17 protein-coding genes are annotated in these 15,210 nt (G+C 43.1%); 15 read left to right on the top strand and 2 right to left on the bottom strand.

Features of this window, described 5'->3' with window-relative positions; all coding sequences use genetic code 11:
* Nucleotides 1-173: 173 nt before the first annotated feature.
* The gene (gene rpsT, locus H8704_RS10425) at nucleotides 174-437 is read right to left on the bottom strand and encodes a 30S ribosomal protein S20 (RefSeq protein WP_022463846.1); all 264 of its coding nucleotides are present in this window, start codon (nucleotides 435-437) and stop codon (nucleotides 174-176) included.
* Nucleotides 438-641: 204 nt separating this feature from the next.
* On the opposite strand from rpsT, the gene gpr reads away from it, so the two are divergent.
* The 4 genes from gpr to hemW all read left to right on the top strand — a co-directional run bounded on the left by gpr (nucleotide 642) and on the right by hemW (nucleotide 6,100).
* The gene (gpr, locus tag H8704_RS10420; protein ID WP_249298238.1) at nucleotides 642-1,556 is read left to right on the top strand and encodes a GPR endopeptidase; all 915 of its coding nucleotides are present in this window, start codon (nucleotides 642-644) and stop codon (nucleotides 1,554-1,556) included.
* 139 nt (nucleotides 1,557-1,695) lie between these two features.
* Nucleotides 1,696-3,063, top strand: a complete 1,368-nt coding sequence (gene spoIIP, locus H8704_RS10415) for a stage II sporulation protein P (RefSeq protein WP_249298237.1) — start codon at nucleotides 1,696-1,698, stop codon at nucleotides 3,061-3,063.
* Between the two features lie 36 nt (nucleotides 3,064-3,099).
* The gene (lepA, locus tag H8704_RS10410) at nucleotides 3,100-4,914 is read left to right on the top strand and encodes a translation elongation factor 4 (protein WP_118676197.1); all 1,815 of its coding nucleotides are present in this window, start codon (nucleotides 3,100-3,102) and stop codon (nucleotides 4,912-4,914) included.
* Nucleotides 4,904-6,100, top strand: a complete 1,197-nt coding sequence (hemW, locus tag H8704_RS10405) for a radical SAM family heme chaperone HemW (RefSeq protein WP_249298236.1) — start codon at nucleotides 4,904-4,906, stop codon at nucleotides 6,098-6,100. Before lepA ends, hemW begins: the two co-directional genes overlap by 11 nt.
* 132 nt (nucleotides 6,101-6,232) lie before the next feature.
* Here the strand turns inward: hemW and H8704_RS10400 are convergent, their stop codons facing one another.
* A complete protein-coding gene (locus tag H8704_RS10400) occupies nucleotides 6,233-7,459 on the bottom strand; it encodes a UTP--glucose-1-phosphate uridylyltransferase (RefSeq protein WP_249298235.1) in 1,227 nt (408 codons plus the stop codon).
* Between the two features lie 174 nt (nucleotides 7,460-7,633).
* On the opposite strand from H8704_RS10400, the gene H8704_RS10395 reads away from it, so the two are divergent.
* From H8704_RS10395 to H8704_RS14545, 11 genes are all read left to right on the top strand, one after another.
* Entirely contained in the window at nucleotides 7,634-8,299 is a 666-nt protein-coding gene (locus H8704_RS10395; RefSeq protein ID WP_249298234.1) for a hypothetical protein, read from the top strand.
* Between the two features lie 68 nt (nucleotides 8,300-8,367).
* Nucleotides 8,368-8,805, top strand: coding sequence for a holo-ACP synthase (gene acpS / locus H8704_RS10390; protein ID WP_022463839.1), 438 nt, complete (start codon nucleotides 8,368-8,370; stop codon nucleotides 8,803-8,805).
* Nucleotides 8,806-8,840: 35 nt separating this feature from the next.
* Nucleotides 8,841-10,388: an NAD(P)H-hydrate dehydratase gene (locus H8704_RS10385; protein ID WP_249298233.1), complete on the top strand. Its 1,548-nt coding sequence runs from the start codon at nucleotides 8,841-8,843 to the stop codon at nucleotides 10,386-10,388.
* A 76-nt stretch (nucleotides 10,389-10,464) separates the two neighbouring features.
* Entirely contained in the window at nucleotides 10,465-11,637 is a 1,173-nt protein-coding gene (gene alr / locus H8704_RS10380) for an alanine racemase (protein ID WP_249298232.1), read from the top strand.
* A 268-nt stretch (nucleotides 11,638-11,905) separates the two neighbouring features.
* A complete protein-coding gene (locus H8704_RS10375; protein WP_022463836.1) occupies nucleotides 11,906-12,250 on the top strand; it encodes a type II toxin-antitoxin system PemK/MazF family toxin in 345 nt (114 codons plus the stop codon).
* A gap of 18 nt (nucleotides 12,251-12,268) precedes the next feature.
* Complete coding sequence (rlmH, locus tag H8704_RS10370; RefSeq protein ID WP_178658791.1) at nucleotides 12,269-12,748, top strand: 23S rRNA (pseudouridine(1915)-N(3))-methyltransferase RlmH; 480 nt, start codon at nucleotides 12,269-12,271, stop codon at nucleotides 12,746-12,748.
* 283 nt (nucleotides 12,749-13,031) lie between these two features.
* Entirely contained in the window at nucleotides 13,032-13,499 is a 468-nt protein-coding gene (locus H8704_RS10365; RefSeq protein ID WP_249298231.1) for a DUF3795 domain-containing protein, read from the top strand.
* Between the two features lie 193 nt (nucleotides 13,500-13,692).
* Complete coding sequence (locus H8704_RS10360; RefSeq protein WP_330605954.1) at nucleotides 13,693-14,094, top strand: GNAT family N-acetyltransferase; 402 nt, start codon at nucleotides 13,693-13,695, stop codon at nucleotides 14,092-14,094.
* Nucleotides 14,095-14,274: 180 nt separating this feature from the next.
* Nucleotides 14,275-14,556, top strand: coding sequence for a type II toxin-antitoxin system RelB/DinJ family antitoxin (locus H8704_RS10355; RefSeq protein ID WP_118676186.1), 282 nt, complete (start codon nucleotides 14,275-14,277; stop codon nucleotides 14,554-14,556).
* A complete protein-coding gene (locus H8704_RS10350; protein WP_249298229.1) occupies nucleotides 14,553-14,837 on the top strand; it encodes a type II toxin-antitoxin system YafQ family toxin in 285 nt (94 codons plus the stop codon). The genes H8704_RS10355 and H8704_RS10350 overlap by 4 nt, the downstream gene beginning before the upstream one ends.
* 146 nt (nucleotides 14,838-14,983) lie before the next feature.
* Nucleotides 14,984-15,112, top strand: a complete 129-nt coding sequence (locus tag H8704_RS14545) for a nucleotidyltransferase domain-containing protein (RefSeq protein WP_249298228.1) — start codon at nucleotides 14,984-14,986, stop codon at nucleotides 15,110-15,112.
* The last annotated feature ends 98 nt before the right edge of the window (nucleotides 15,113-15,210 follow it).

Genomic DNA, 15,210 nt, shown 5'->3' with positions numbered 1-15,210 from the left:
AAGTCCATCGGAGAGGAAAATACATGCAAAAAAGGGCAAAACCAGCGTTTTGCCCTCCAAGAATTGCTTCGCAATTCTCGTTGGCTTCCCTCTACGCTACGAGCATTTTCCTATACACCAAAAAAGAACTGCCCACACCTAAGCAGTTCTTTTTTGTATAAAAATTGATTTCATTATGCAATCTTATTGACAGCAAGTGTCAGACGGGAAATCTTTCTGGAAGCAGTCTTCTTGTGATAAACACCCTTGCTGGCTGCCTTATCGATTTCTGAAATTGCTGCAACCAATGCACTGTCAGCTGCGGTCTTATCCTTAGCAGCGATAGCAGCGTCAACCTTCTTAATAGCAGTCTTAACGCTGGACTTGATTGCTTTATTTCTCTCTGCATTTCTGCGATCAACTAAAATTCTTTTCTTTGCTGATTTAATGTTAGCCATTCTCTTTACACCTCCCAATCGTGAAATCTACTGTTTCATCAATTTGTGGACACGGTCACTATGATGTAAACATACTCATATATAATAGGGGATTCTCGATTGCTTGTCAATACATATTTTTCATTTTTTTACAAAAAATAGAATATAGCGTGTGCAGAGAAAGGTAAAAAGATAAAAAAAGTAAATAAAAAGGAGAAAAGGTATATGGAAAAGAGAACAGACCTGGCACTGGAGGTACGGGAAAGCTTTCCGGAGGATGATGTTGAGGTATCTGGTGTTGTTCTGGAAGAAGAAACCTATCTGGACGGACGGATCCGGAAGAGCACGGTGGAGATCAAAAATGAACAGGGTGAGAGACAAATGAATAAGCCCATTGGAAATTATATTACTCTGGAGTTTACTGACAGGGGAAAATACGATGATCCGGAGGAGAGGGAGAAAACGAGAAAAACTGCAGCAGGAATGATTGCGCAGATTATTGAAAAACTGGCTCCGGAGAAGGGAGAGGTATATCTGGCAGCGGGTCTTGGAAACCGTTTTGCAACTCCGGATGCTCTGGGTCCTTTTGTTTTGGATGATGTGATGGTAAATCGTCATATCAAAAAACATTTTCAAGATCTGTATCCGGAGGGCAAAAGAACCCTTTGCGCTGTGACACCGGGTGTGATGGGGCAAACCGGAATGGAAACAAGAGAGATCCTGGGCGGGGTGGTTGAATCGGTCAAACCCTGCTGCCTTCTGGTAGTAGATTCTCTTGCTTCAAGAAGTATTAATCGTCTCTGTTCCACGATTCAGATCACAGATACGGGAATCTGTCCGGGAGCAGGAATCGGAAATAACAGGAATGCATTGAATGAAAAAGAATTAAAGGTACCGGTCATTGCGATTGGTGTCCCTACAGTTGTGGATGCTTATACGATCGTTTCTGAGTGTATGGAGAAGAGTCTGGTTCAGGAGGGATATACTGCAGAACAGATTGAATTATTTCTTCGCAGCTTTGCAAATGAATCTATGGGAGAACTGTTTGTTACTCCGAAGGATATTGATGAACAGATTCGTGATATTGGAAAGCTGGTGGCTGAAGGAATCAATCTTTTTGTGAAGGAGGAGGGACCGTGAGACATATCTCTGCGGATCACAGCATACAGTGTAATTAGTACAGTGAATTTTTGATATGGGAAAGTGATTGTAAATCATAACATTCACTATGCTGATGGAGACACAGGAGACAGTGCGTGGGAAGGATATGTGAAATCGTATGGGAACAGTTATGACGCAAAAAAGGAAAGCGGGCTTTCTTTTTTTCTTTGTTCTGGGGACAGGTTGTCTCCTGGCGTTATTGTGGAAGCAAAATACCATTCTGGATCGAATGAACCGCCAGAGCATAAAATGGCTGGTGGAAATGGGGGCGGATGGAAGTGATACCCTGGCATATTTGCAGAGGAGTGATCTGGATGCAAAAGAAACCTGGGCGTTAAAGGCGGTGCCGGTTCTGTCTTATCTGGCAGGAAGTCAGGAGGAGCTGACTCTTCGGGAGGACAAAAGCATGAGTGAATTTGCCATGATATATCCGGGGAAAAAATGCGAAAGTGGTGTGTGGAGCGGTGCGGCAGGTCATTGGAGCAGGGGAACAAGATTTCTGGAGGAGACGGAGTCTGCTCAACAGAGCAGGCAGGACAGTACTCCGGCGGATTCCGGCAAAGAGGAATCGGAGGCAGTGGAGACTTCTCTGGAATATGATGCGGATGCTGCGGTTCTGGATGCTGCATTACAGGAAAATGAAACCTACAGGGAAAAAAGTACAGAGGAAGCCAAAGAGGAGCTGATCATGTCCCAGAGCGGTGATAACCGCAAGAAAATTCAGTATCTGCAAAGGACGAAAAGCCTGAATTATCTGCTTCGCAATTTTTATATTGTAGATTCCTCTACGTCGATCAATAAAAAAATCTTTGATGTTGAGACATTATTAAACACAGAGCTTGCTATGAAAAAAAGCAGCGAGCCACAGATTTATATTTTTCACACTCACGGGGCATCGGAGCATTTTGTGGATAGTAAGCCGGGGGACAAAGCGGAGTCTGTCGTGGGAGTCGGTACATATCTGACAGAGATACTGGAAAAGAAATATGGTTATCAGGTGATCCATGATGAGACAGAATATGACAGGATCAATGGAAAGATTGACAGAAATAAAGCATATAACAAAGCGGCAAAAGGATTGAAAAGCGCATTAAAAAAATATCCGTCCATTCAGGTGGTGATCGATCTTCACCGGGACGGGGTAGGAAATAAGGTGCACAGGCTCACAAAGGTCAATGGAAAACGAACGGCACAGCTTATGTTTTTTAATGGGTTGTCGAGAAACCGGAAGGGAGAGATCAAATATCTGAAAAATGATAATCTGCAGGCAAATCTGTCCTTTAGTCTGCAGATGAAGCTGAAATGTATGGAACTTTATCCGAATCTGGCAAAGCCTGTTTATCTGAAAAGCTACCGATATAATCTTCATATGAGAAAGAGATCTTTGTTGATCGAGCTGGGAAATGAGAATAATACCATGCAAGAGGCAAAAAATGCAATGGAACCATTAGCGAAGGTACTCAATCAGGTGTTGTCGGAGGATTAGTTTTATGTTACAATGTGCGCGGAGGTAACGTAAATTATGGAACGAATTGATCAATCACATATCAGAAATTTTTGTATTGTAGCGCATATTGACCATGGAAAATCTACTCTGGCAGACCGTATTATTGAGAAAACAGGACTTCTTACCAGCCGCGAGATGCAGGCGCAGGTTCTGGATAATATGGATCTTGAGAGGGAGAGAGGTATTACCATTAAGGCGCAGACGGTGCGTATTGTATATAAGGCGAAGAATGGCGAAGAATATGTATTTAATCTGATCGACACGCCGGGGCATGTAGATTTTAATTATGAGGTATCACGAAGTCTTGCAGCCTGTGAGGGAGCAATCCTTATTGTAGATGCTGCGCAGGGCATTGAGGCACAGACTCTTGCAAACTGCTATCTGGCACTGGATCATGATCTGGAGATCATGCCGGTGATCAATAAGATCGATCTGCCAAGTGCGGAACCGGAGCGTGTTAAGGAGGAGATTGAAGATATTATCGGACTGGACGCTTCTGACGCTCCGCTGATCTCGGCCAAGATGGGAACAAATATTGAGGAGGTGCTGGAGCAGATCATTACGAAGATCCCGGCGCCGTCCGGAGATATCCATAAGCCGTTGCAGGCATTGATCTTTGATTCTTTGTATGATGCATATAAAGGAGTTATCATTTTCTGCCGTATTTTTGACGGCTCTGTCAGAAAAGGACAGGAGATCACCATGATGGCGACCGGAGCGAAGGCGGAGGTTGTGGAGGTCGGTATTTTCGGTGCCGGCCAGTTTATTCCTGCTGAAGAGCTGTCTGCGGGCATGGTAGGCTATATTACGGCAAGTCTGAAAAATGTCGGTGATACCCGTGTGGGAGATACGGTGACATTGACGGAGAATCCATGTGAGGAGGCACTTCCGGGCTACAAAAAGGTTCAGCCGATGGTATACTGCGGATTATATCCGGCAGACGGTGCCAAGTACGGGGATCTGAGAGATGCATTAGAAAAACTGCAGCTAAACGACGCTTCCCTTCAGTTTGAGGCAGAGACATCTGTTGCTCTGGGCTTTGGATTCCGATGCGGTTTCCTTGGACTTCTTCATCTGGAGATCATACAGGAACGTCTGGAAAGGGAATATAATCTTGATCTGGTAACGACAGCACCGGGCGTTATTTATAAGGTATATAAGACAAACGGAGAGGTTGTGGAAGTGACCAATCCATCTAATCTGCCGGATCCATCCGAGATTGAGCATATGGAGGAGCCTGTGGTTTCTGCAGAGATTATGGTAACTACGGAGTTTGTAGGCGCTATTATGAATCTTTGCCAGGAACGCAGAGGTGTTTATAATGGGATGGAATATCTGGAGGAAACCCGTGCGGTATTGAAGTATGATCTTCCGCTCAATGAGATCATTTATGATTTCTTTGACGCACTGAAATCCCGTTCCAGAGGTTATGCTTCCCTGGATTATGAGATGAAGGGCTATGTACCGTCACAGCTTGTAAAGATGGATATCCTGATCAATAAAGAGGAGATTGATGCGCTGTCCTTTATTCTTCATGCAGATACTGCTTATGAGCGTGGCCGCAAAATGTGTGAAAAACTCAAGAAGGAGATTCCGAGACAGCTCTTTGAAATTCCGATCCAGGCAGCTATCGGCAGCAAGATCATTGCCAGAGAAACAGTTAAGGCGATGCGTAAGGACGTGCTTGCCAAGTGCTATGGTGGTGATATTTCCCGTAAAAGAAAGCTTTTGGAAAAGCAGAAGGAAGGAAAGAAGCGGATGCGTCAGTTTGGTAATGTCGAGATTCCGCAGCAGGCATTTATGTCTGTATTAAAGCTGGATGAAGAGTAAAAAAAGATTATCCTTATATATTCATATTCCGTTTTGTGTGCAGAAATGCCGTTATTGCGACTTTTTTTCGGCAGCAGCCTCAGCACAGGAAAAGCATCAGTATACAGAGCTTTTATGCCGGGAGATCCGGTCCTGGGGGAGGATGCTTCGAGAGAAGTATTCTGTGTATACGATTTTTATAGGGGGTGGAACCCCCACATGTCTGTCTGCGGAGCAGCTTCAGAAAATCGGTGCAGCAATACGGGAGAGCTTTGATTGTGATGCATTGACAGAATTTACGACGGAGGCAAATCCCGGTACGGTTATGCCAGAGCATCTGACCGTATGGCAGCAGATGGGCATTAACCGGATCAGTTTGGGATTACAGTCAGCACAAAACAGGGAACTGCAGATGCTGGGAAGGATTCATTCCTATGAGGAGTTTTTGACGACGTATCAGATGATACGTCAAAGTGGGATGGATCAGATCAATATTGATGTGATGGCAGTGATTCCTGAGCAGACCTTAGAAAGCTATCAGGATACGCTGGAAAAGATTGTCTCGCTAAATCCGGAGCATATTTCTTCCTATAGTCTCATCATAGAGCCTGGGACCGTATTTGGGGACTGGGAGAAAAATGGAACACTAAAACATGTGGATGAGGATGTTGACCGGCAGATGTATGAATGGACCGGAAAATATTTGCAGCACATGGGTTACCAACGTTATGAAATTTCCAATTACTGCCGGGATGGTATGGAATGCAGGCATAACTGTGTCTACTGGAGCGGAGGAGAATATCTGGGGCTGGGGGTAAATGCGTCCTCCTATTTGACGGGATACCGCTTCCATGTACCTGTGTCCCAAAAGACGTACAGGTCTTATGTGGATCGGATCTGTGTACTGGCCGAAAAGGAATCAGAAGGACTTAAAAAGGCTGTTCAGGAGATGGATGAGCTGGAGTTTATTGATCAAAGGGCACAGATGGAGGAGTTTATGTTTCTGGGACTTCGTATGATGGCAGGAGTGTCAGAGCAGGAGTTTTATCAGAGATTTGGCATTTCCATGATGGAAGTGTATGGAGATATCATAAAGAAATATCAGAATATGGATCTGCTCTGCCGCAGAGATACCGGGAGAGTGGCATTGACAGAAAAAGGAATTGATGTGAGTAACAGTATCTTATCGGATTTTTTGTTGAATTAGAAAACGGCAGATATTGGACAAAGAAACAGAAAAACATGGCGTATATCTGATAACGATATGCCCCATGTTTTTATTATGCAATGCATCCGGTTAATCAAAAGATCCGGAAGTACCGTAAAATATTGTTTTCTCTTACAGTGTATATCCGTTCTGTTGTAAAAGAGCTCGTGCACTTTCTACAGAATCTACGCCCGTTTTATTTTTGACCGGAGCAAATTCCTTTTCCCGTACCACCTCATAAGGAAGACAGGTGTCAAGGAGATGGATCATATCAAGGATCAGGGATTCAAATTTGTATCCGTTTGGCTCCTCCGGTTTGATGAATGTGCCATTTTCATCAATATAAGGAATTTTCTTTTCTACAATATGGAGAGGGAGCGTGGTATCACAGATCTCTTCCAGAGACTTTTCATGGAACAGATAATTTAAGATTACGCCAAAATTGTAAGCCGGTTCTCCATCTGCATTTTTCGTGTTGCGGAGCTGCTCGGTCTGCTCATAGTATTCTACGATTGATGGTCTGCCATCCTCCAGACACATTACACCGACTTTTTCGTCCGGATCTGCCTTGCGTACCACCTTAGCACCGACCTTGCAGTTTCTGGCAAGTGTAGCTCCGATAAAACAAGGATCTGCAATACGTTGCAAAACATTGTCCACAGCGAAAACATTGAGCCATTCAATTCCCGCTTCGTGGATCAGGGAGAGAAGACCTGCCTGCTTCATAGAAGCAAACCAGCCGCCGTTTCCATTTGGAGAGGTGGCAATACGGCTCTTTGATTCCATATACACTTTACCCTCGTAAGTGGCTGCAGGAGCCATTTCCTGACGGAAAAAGTGGATGTATTCCGCATTATAGCCAAAATAATTTTGCTTTTCGAAGAAAGTAGTAGTTGCCTCATGGTTTTTATCGCTTGTCATAACAAACAAATGAATCCATGTTCCGGACTGATCCACAACATCAAAAAGATTGCGGACGATCCGTTCAAAAATATAAACCGGTTTCGTAAGTCCGATGTCGTACATTCCCTTCGGATCATCAGATCCAAGGCGGGTTCCCATGCCACCGGCAAGTAAAACAGCAGCAACCTTACCGGCACGGATCGCTTCCAGGCCATTTTCTGTAAAGGCTTTTGCATTTGCCTGGATCTCCTGGAGAGTCATGGCATCGATCGGGGTGATCACGCCGCGGGTCTGTTCACTCTGGCTCGCTGCGATCTGCTTTGTGACAGAAAAATCTGTCTCATCAATCTGCTGTAAAAGGGAACTTTTTTCTGTTTCGGAAAGTGTATCAAAATATTGGAGGACATGCTCCTGACCATAAGTTTTCAGCTTTTCTTTTGCATTTTCAAATGTCATAGGGTATCCTTTCTCTGCTCTTGCCATAGGACAAAACAGTATAATGTAATTTATAAAATTAACATATTTCGATATTATTCATTAGTATACAAAAAAAAACATAAATAATCAAATGTTGTTCAATATTTATAGGATGTGGTACAATAAAGTAATCAACCGGAAAGGAGAAAAACTATGGGAAATAAAAAAAAGCGACAGGAAGATGAGATCATGACAGAATATTTTCTGGATGCGCTGGCAGGAAAAGAGATTCCTTTATTACCTCTGGATGCCCGATGGCATGAACTTTTCCCGGATTTTCGGAAGACACGCGAGATAAAGACATTGGAAAAACAGCTAAACAAACTGATCCAGAAGCAGGGCCAGACCAATAACGACCTGAAAGAGTACGAAAAGGCCAAAAAGGTTTTAATGAAAAATATCGTAAATAACATGACAGATGGTCATGAGGTGGATAGTCCCATTCGCTCCATGAAGCAGGATCGCAATCAGAAACTTCTGGCGGATCTGAAAGAAAAGAAAGAGCAGGCAGAGCAGGTGAAACGGGAGATACCGGGACAGATTGAGGCTGCCAACAGAGAGCTTCTGGTGGAGTGCATGAAGGTCTGCTATCAAGAGCTGATGGACAATACATATGAGATTGAAGAAATTGAAGAGTGGGTTAAGGCAACCAGAGAGAGGTTAAAGGATGAAATCCTTAGAAAACAGGATATGGAAATGAGAAATACCCAGATGTATAAGTATATGCATAATCTTCTCGGGGCTGAAGTGGTTGAGATCTTTGACCGGAAGCATCAGGTCTGGAAGGGCAACATGGAAGAAAATCAGTTTGAAGATTGATGAAAGCCGGTATAAATGTGGGGGTACACGGATCAGATAACATATTTAGAAAGGGTTGATTTGCGATTATGATTTATGGAATTGGTACTGATATTGTAGAAATTGCAAGGATCCAAAAAGTCTGCGAAGGAAATAATCGCTTTCTAAAAAGATATTATACAGAGCGGGAGCAGGAAATGATCTGCCAGAGAAAGCAAAGAGGTGCTGCCTGTGCCGCTGTTAATTTTGCCGGAAAGGAAGCGGTTGCAAAAGCGTTAAAAACCGGAATTTGTGTGAAGGTCAGACTGGAACAGATTGAAATTCTCAGGGGAAAGGCAGGAGAACCATATGTTGTACTATATGGGGAGACAAAAATCTATGCGCAGGAGTGTGGTGTTGAGAAGATCCATATATCATTGAGTGATTCTTCTTCTGTTGCGATTGCGTATGCCGTGGCAGAAGGAAAAGAGAATACATGTCAGAGTGATGTCAGGAGTCACAAGGATTATGAAAGCGCACAAAAATGAAAGCACAAAGAGTTGAATGGAAAGGAGAGTTGCAGATGCAGTATATTACAGATGTTCGGGAAGCAAAGGAAATTGACCGTATGACAATACAGGAAATCGGAATTCCGTCTATGGTTTTGATGGAAAAGGCGGCACTTGCAGTTGCCGGGTGTGTGAAGAGTAATGCCGCACCGGAAAGCCATGTGCTGGCAGTCTGCGGTATGGGAAATAATGGCGGTGACGGCGTTGCTGCTGCAAGAATGCTGTGGGAGGATGGATATCCGGTAACCGTCAGTCTGATCGGAAATGAAGAGAATGCCAGTGAGGAGATGAAAAAACAACTGGATATTGCAAGAAAGCTTGGAATTCATATATGCACCGGACTTCCTTCCGGCGAATATGATGTTATACTGGATGCACTTTTTGGAATTGGACTTTCCAGAGAGGTAACAGGGGAGTTTGCGGATGCTATTAACTGGATCAATGAGCAGGATGCTCTGCGGTTTGCCGTGGACGTTCCCTCCGGAGTCAATGCATCTACGGGAGAGATTCTTGCAGTGGCGGTCGTGGCAGACTTTACGATCACCTTCGGAACCAACAAACGGGGAATCGTTTTGTTTCCGGGATGTAATTATGCGGGAAATGTAGTGGTGGCAGATATTGGTTTTCCTAAAAAAGTAGTCGAAAAAGTATTGCCAAGAACCTATACCCTGACGAGAGAGGATGCCATGGAGATGATGCCACCACGTATCCTTCGTTCTAACAAAGGAAGTTATGGAAAGGTACTTGTCATTGCCGGATCGCCGGAAATCAGTGGTGCCTGCTATCTCAGTGCGGCGGCGGCATATCGTATGGGCTGCGGACTGGTCAAGGTGTTTACGGCGGCGGAGAACGGTCCCGTGATCAAGAATCTTTTACCGGAAGCATTAGTAAAGACATATGACAGCGAGCTGGACTATACCCAGTCTCTGAATCGCTTTGACATCACAAAAAGTCTGCAGGAGGAGATCAAATGGGCCACCTGTATCGTTATCGGTCCCGGAATTGGGACAGCGGAGCCTGCAGGAATTATGCTGGATGAAGTGTTAAAAGAGAAAAATAAAGCTGTTGTCATAGATGCTGACGGACTTAATGTTTTGGCCAAAAAGGAAACATATTTTGTAAAGAGAGAGGACGGCACAAGAAAAATCTGCCTGCCGGAAAATGTAGTCCTGACACCGCATCTGCAGGAGATGACCAGATTAACACGGTTTGAGCTGCCGGTGATCCGTGCAAAGATCGTGGAACAGGCACTTTTGTCTCTGGAAAGTGCAAATTGTCAGACCTTGGTATTAAAGGATGCGAGAACGGTTGTCACAGACGGCGGCGAGGTGTATATTAATACTATCGGAAATAATGCGCTGTCCACAGGAGGCACCGGTGATGTTTTAAGCGGCATGATCGCCGGTCTGCTGGCACAGGGAATGCGCCCAACGAAGGCGGCTGTGCTGGGCGTCTGTCTTCATGGCCTTGCAGCGGAGGAGTATGTCCGCAGGAAGGGGGGGCGTTACAGTATGATGGCAGGTGATCTGCTGGATATGCTGCAGGAAATATTACCAAAATAAAGAAGGACAGTTTGCGGGATTCCGGGAAATGGAAAGTTAATCAAAGATTACGATAAAAATGGAGAATACGAGTAAAATGAGAGATTATTATAGAGTATATGCAAATATTGATCTGGATGCCATTCATGAAAATGTGGTCAACGCCAAAAAGCTGACAAAGCCGGGAACAAAGCTCATGGCGATCATTAAAGCGGATGCGTACGGACATGGAGCTGTGGAAGTAGCAAAAACTTTGGATGATGTGGCAGATGCTTATGGTGTGGCAATTTTAGAAGAGGGAATTGAGCTGCGGCAGGCAGGAATTCAAAAGCCTGTCCTGATTTTGGGATATACCCCGAAGCCGTTGTATCCGGCAATGATCCAATATGATATTGCGACGGCTGTTTTTACCTGGGAGATGGCAAAGGAAATCGATGTGGAGGCAGCTAAGCTTGGTAAAAAGGCGAAAGTTCATATTAAGCTTGACACCGGTATGAGCCGAATTGGGTTCCGGCAGGATGAGGAAAGCTTTGAAACGATCTGCCGCATTGCAAAGCTGGAAAATCTGTCCATTGAGGGCTGCTTTACTCATTTTGCCCGTATGGATGAGACGGACAAAACCTGGGCCAGAAAGCAGTTTCAGCGTTATGAGAGCTTCGTAAAACGTCTGGAGGATGCAGGCGTGACATTTCCTGTCAAGCATGTATCCAATAGTGCCGGCATTATTGAAATGCCGGAGGTTAATCTGGATATGGTCCGTGATGGTATTGCCGTTTACGGAATGTATCCATCGGAGGAAGTTGATAAGACAAGGATCGCACTTCGTCCAGCCATGGAATTAAAGGCATATGTTTCTTATGTCAAGACATTGGAGCCGGGAGTGCAGATCAGTTATGGAGGAACCTACACAACAACTAGAGAAACAAGAGTTGCCACGATACCGGTTGGGTATGCCGATGGGTATCCGCGGGCGTTGTCCGGAAAGGGACGTGTCCTGATTCACGGACAGTCTGCACCAATCCTCGGCCGGGTATGTATGGATCAGTTTATGGTTGATGTCACAGATATCCCGGATGTGGTACAGGGAGATGATGTGACATTAGTGGGACACGATGGAGATGGCTATATTTCCATTGAGGAAGTGGCAGATATGGCATATTCCTTCAATTATGAATTTGTCTGTGATGTAGGAAAACGTGTACCAAGGGTTTATTATCGTCATGGAAAGAAGGTTGAGACGAAGGACTATTACCCGGAGTTTGAAATTTAATTACCGGAACTTCTGATGTATTACAGAAGCGTCAGGGATAGAAATGTATAATCATTCCATTTGTGGGTAATACTGGAAATAACAATTCCATGCGGGTTTACAGCACAACGAACCTGCCAGGTTACATAGTATGAAATGATCACAAGGGCAAATTGCCATGGAAGATAATTGTTTTCATACTGAAAATGATAACGGTACGGTATTGAAAAGACACAGGCTTCAAAGCCCGTATGGGATATGAAATTTTCAGAATGGAGAGTGGAATGGTTTGAATATTAAGCGCGGAGATATTTATTTTGCAGATCTCAGACCGGTAGTCGGCTCGGAACAGGGAGGCGTCCGGCCGGTTCTGATCATACAGAACGATATGGGAAACTGCCATAGTCCCACAGTGATCTGTGCGGCGATTACATCAAGAATGAACAAGGCAAAGCTTCCAACGCATATTGCACTGGATGCAAAGAAATATCATTTAATGAAGGATTCTGTAATCCTTCTGGAACAGATCCGTACCATTGATAAATCGCGTCTCAAGGAGAAGGTGTGTCATCTGGATGAAGCCATCCTGAAACGGGTGGACTATGCCATCTCGATCAGTCTGGCGCTGGAATAGTATGAAGCGAGGAAAACATTGAAGATAACAATTTTAACAGTAGGAAAAGTAAAAGAGAAATATTTTACCGGGGCCATTCAGGAGTACAGCAAACGTCTGAGCCGGTATTGCAAGCTGGAGATCATAGAGGTTGCTGATGAAAAAACACCGGACCATGCAAGCGAACGGGAAGAAGAACTGATCCGCCGGAAAGAAGGAGAGCGGCTGACGAAGTATATCAGGGAGGATGCCTATGTGATCGCTCTGGCAATCGAGGGAAAACAAATGCCCTCCGAAGCGTTTGCTAAAAAGCTGGATCGACTGGGAATCGAAGGGAAAAGTCATATCATTTTTATTATTGGCGGCTCCATCGGACTTGATCCGGATATCTTGCAAAATGCGGATGAACTGTTGAGCTTTTCTCAAATGACATTTCCGCACCAGTTGATGCGGGTGGTGCTGCTGGAGCAAATTTACCGGGGGTATCGGATCATACACGGGGAACCATACCACAAATAGGGTGCAGGACATCCGGTGGATGTCCGTTTTGCACCGACCGAAGCGGAGACATTGAAAACCTCAGAGGTATAGAATTGACTGAGTTTTTTAGAATGAGGGATGCTTCTTGTCCGAAGGGCAGGAAAATACAATTTAGAAATATTAAAAATGGAAAGTGTAAGGAAGAGTAGTTGATTGGGCTGCTCTTCTAATTTTTTGCACGAAGGCAAAGTGAGAATGTTTACAGGAAAAATGGATGTATGATAGAATATTGAAAAACTTGAAGTTGCGGAGGAATAAAAAAATGAACAAAAGTGAAATTATTAAAAAGGTTGCACCATGTTCTTTAATGTGTCACACTTGTTCGGCATATAATGATGGTACCATTTGTGTGTCGGCTAAAACATTATTAAAATATTTAGAGGGCATAAAAGAATTTTATGAGGTACATATGCCCGATGCCGTAGAAAGTTATAACAACTTTGAGGGAGTACTTAGCATATATGCGGACGCTTCTTGTTCAGGCTGCCGTAGCACAGAACATAATGGTTGTAGCATCGAAGGGTGTTTTTTGCTTGAGTGTACAAAGAACCATGGCGTTGATTTTTGTGGAGAGTGCAATGAATTTCCATGTAAAAAAACGCAGGGATTGTTTGAAGAAACAGTATATCGGCAGTGGTTGGAAGGAAATCAACAAATTAGAGAATATGGTATAGAGGCATTTTGGAAAAATAATTCCGAAAATCCGCATTATAAACCGTATAAAAAGTAATTAAAAATCCGGTTTTGAGAACTGGATAGCTTGGGATTTGGTGAAGTCAGTGAAAACTTGAATTATGGAGGAAAAATAGATGATTTCCATTGAAACGAAAAGACTACATCTGCGCAATGTATCGCAAAATGATGTACAGGCAATGTTTGATTATAGAAATAACGAAATATGTGCCCGATATCAGAGAGGGTAGATAAAAGACTTTAAAGAAATTCAAAATTTAATTGAACGTAGAAAAAATGATGAAATATCAATTGATTCGCCTTGTATGATTGCAGTAGCCCTAAAAGAAACAAACGAACTGATTGGTGAAATAATTGTTAAGCCAAAGGATAATACAATTTCCTTAGGGTATACGTTTTCTTATAAATATCATCGGCAGGGATATGCTTTTGAGGCTCTGACTGTTTTGCATGAACACCTGCATAAGGTGGCTCCGGAATGGGAGTTTATTAGTTATACAGAATGCGAAAATATAGCCAGTATCGAATTGCTTAAGAAATTAGGGTACAAGGATCTCGACTATGTTCCAAGTATGGATTCTAAGGCATTCGGCAAGTGGACAACATTGGTTACAGAGGAGAAATTTGTCTGATAAAGTAAATAACTTCAAGTTTGTTGGAATGAAGAATATTTACAGTATTTAGATAGGCAATTGGCAGAATTAGTAAAGTTACAGAGTGCAATTCACCATTTTTATATGAATATATTCGTGCAATATATTGAAATTTTTGTGCAAACAGCATATAATATAAGTGAAAAGGAGCGTGATATTATGGCTAAATCAAACACAAGTAATATTAGTATTCGCATGGATAGTAATTTAAAGGCTGCTGCTGAGGAATTATATGAAGAACTTGGTATGAACCTAAGTACTGCTTTTAATATTTTTGTCAGACAATCTTTGCGTGAAAGAGGAATTCCTTTCAAAATCACAGAGGGAACTCCGAATCAAGAAACCGTCTCTGCTATGTTGGAGGCAGAAAGGATTGCAAAGAATCCTAATGTGAAAGGTTATCGTGATGTGGATGAATTCTTTGCAGATCTTGATAAATGACAAAGTATGAGATTAAAAATACAACCCAGTTTAAGAAAGATTATAAACTTGCTAGGCGTCGAGGATTAGATATTTCATTGCTCAAAAGTATTGTAACAAAACTTGCAAATGGCGAATCTTTAGATCCAAAATATAAGGATCACCCTTTGACTGGTAACTGGATTGGTCATAGAGAATGCCATATTCAACCTGACTGGCTTTTGGTATATCGTTATGAAGATGATGTATTGGTTCTTACACTTGTTCGTACAGGTACGCATAGTGATTTGTTTGATTTATAATCAGGTTATGGCAAAATAAACTTCGTAATCCTCAGAGAACAAAATTTTCAAAATTCCGCTGAGGAACAAAAATCTGAAATGGCGTTACGGTGAACCATACCACAAATAGGGTGCGTTATTGAAATTATAAGGGGGTGGCACGGAATATGAAATATGATCTGTCAGATCGAATATTGAGGGAACTTTCTTTTTTGGCACACAAATATTCTGTCACCAAAATTGTATTATTTGGTTCCCGCGCACGGGGTACAAATTGGTCCTATGTCAAGATTTAGTACAAGTTAAAATGAGTTTTTCTCATTCTAACCTGCCAGCAATTCCGAAGTTGCCTGTTGATACAATCTTTCAAAATCATCGGGGGACATATAATCGC

This window comes from Jutongia huaianensis (assembly GCF_014384985.1).
Lineage (GTDB): Bacteria > Bacillota > Clostridia > Lachnospirales > Lachnospiraceae > Jutongia > Jutongia huaianensis.
This window is presented reverse-complemented; position numbering and strand designations above follow the sequence as displayed.

Coding starts and splice junctions, on each gene's coding strand:
- rpsT (WP_022463846.1), bottom strand. CDS start 437: ATGGCTAACATTAAATCAGCAAAGAAAAGAATTTTAGTTGATCGCAGA.
- gpr (WP_249298238.1), top strand. CDS start 642: ATGGAAAAGAGAACAGACCTGGCACTGGAGGTACGGGAAAGCTTTCCG.
- spoIIP (WP_249298237.1), top strand. CDS start 1,696: ATGGGAACAGTTATGACGCAAAAAAGGAAAGCGGGCTTTCTTTTTTTC.
- lepA (WP_118676197.1), top strand. CDS start 3,100: ATGGAACGAATTGATCAATCACATATCAGAAATTTTTGTATTGTAGCG.
- hemW (WP_249298236.1), top strand. CDS start 4,904: ATGAAGAGTAAAAAAAGATTATCCTTATATATTCATATTCCGTTTTGT.
- H8704_RS10400 (WP_249298235.1), bottom strand. CDS start 7,459: ATGACATTTGAAAATGCAAAAGAAAAGCTGAAAACTTATGGTCAGGAG.
- H8704_RS10395 (WP_249298234.1), top strand. CDS start 7,634: ATGGGAAATAAAAAAAAGCGACAGGAAGATGAGATCATGACAGAATAT.
- acpS (WP_022463839.1), top strand. CDS start 8,368: ATGATTTATGGAATTGGTACTGATATTGTAGAAATTGCAAGGATCCAA.
- H8704_RS10385 (WP_249298233.1), top strand. CDS start 8,841: ATGCAGTATATTACAGATGTTCGGGAAGCAAAGGAAATTGACCGTATG.
- alr (WP_249298232.1), top strand. CDS start 10,465: ATGAGAGATTATTATAGAGTATATGCAAATATTGATCTGGATGCCATT.
- H8704_RS10365 (WP_249298231.1), top strand. CDS start 13,032: ATGAACAAAAGTGAAATTATTAAAAAGGTTGCACCATGTTCTTTAATG.
- H8704_RS10355 (WP_118676186.1), top strand. CDS start 14,275: ATGGCTAAATCAAACACAAGTAATATTAGTATTCGCATGGATAGTAAT.
- H8704_RS10350 (WP_249298229.1), top strand. CDS start 14,553: ATGACAAAGTATGAGATTAAAAATACAACCCAGTTTAAGAAAGATTAT.
- H8704_RS14545 (WP_249298228.1), top strand. CDS start 14,984: ATGAAATATGATCTGTCAGATCGAATATTGAGGGAACTTTCTTTTTTG.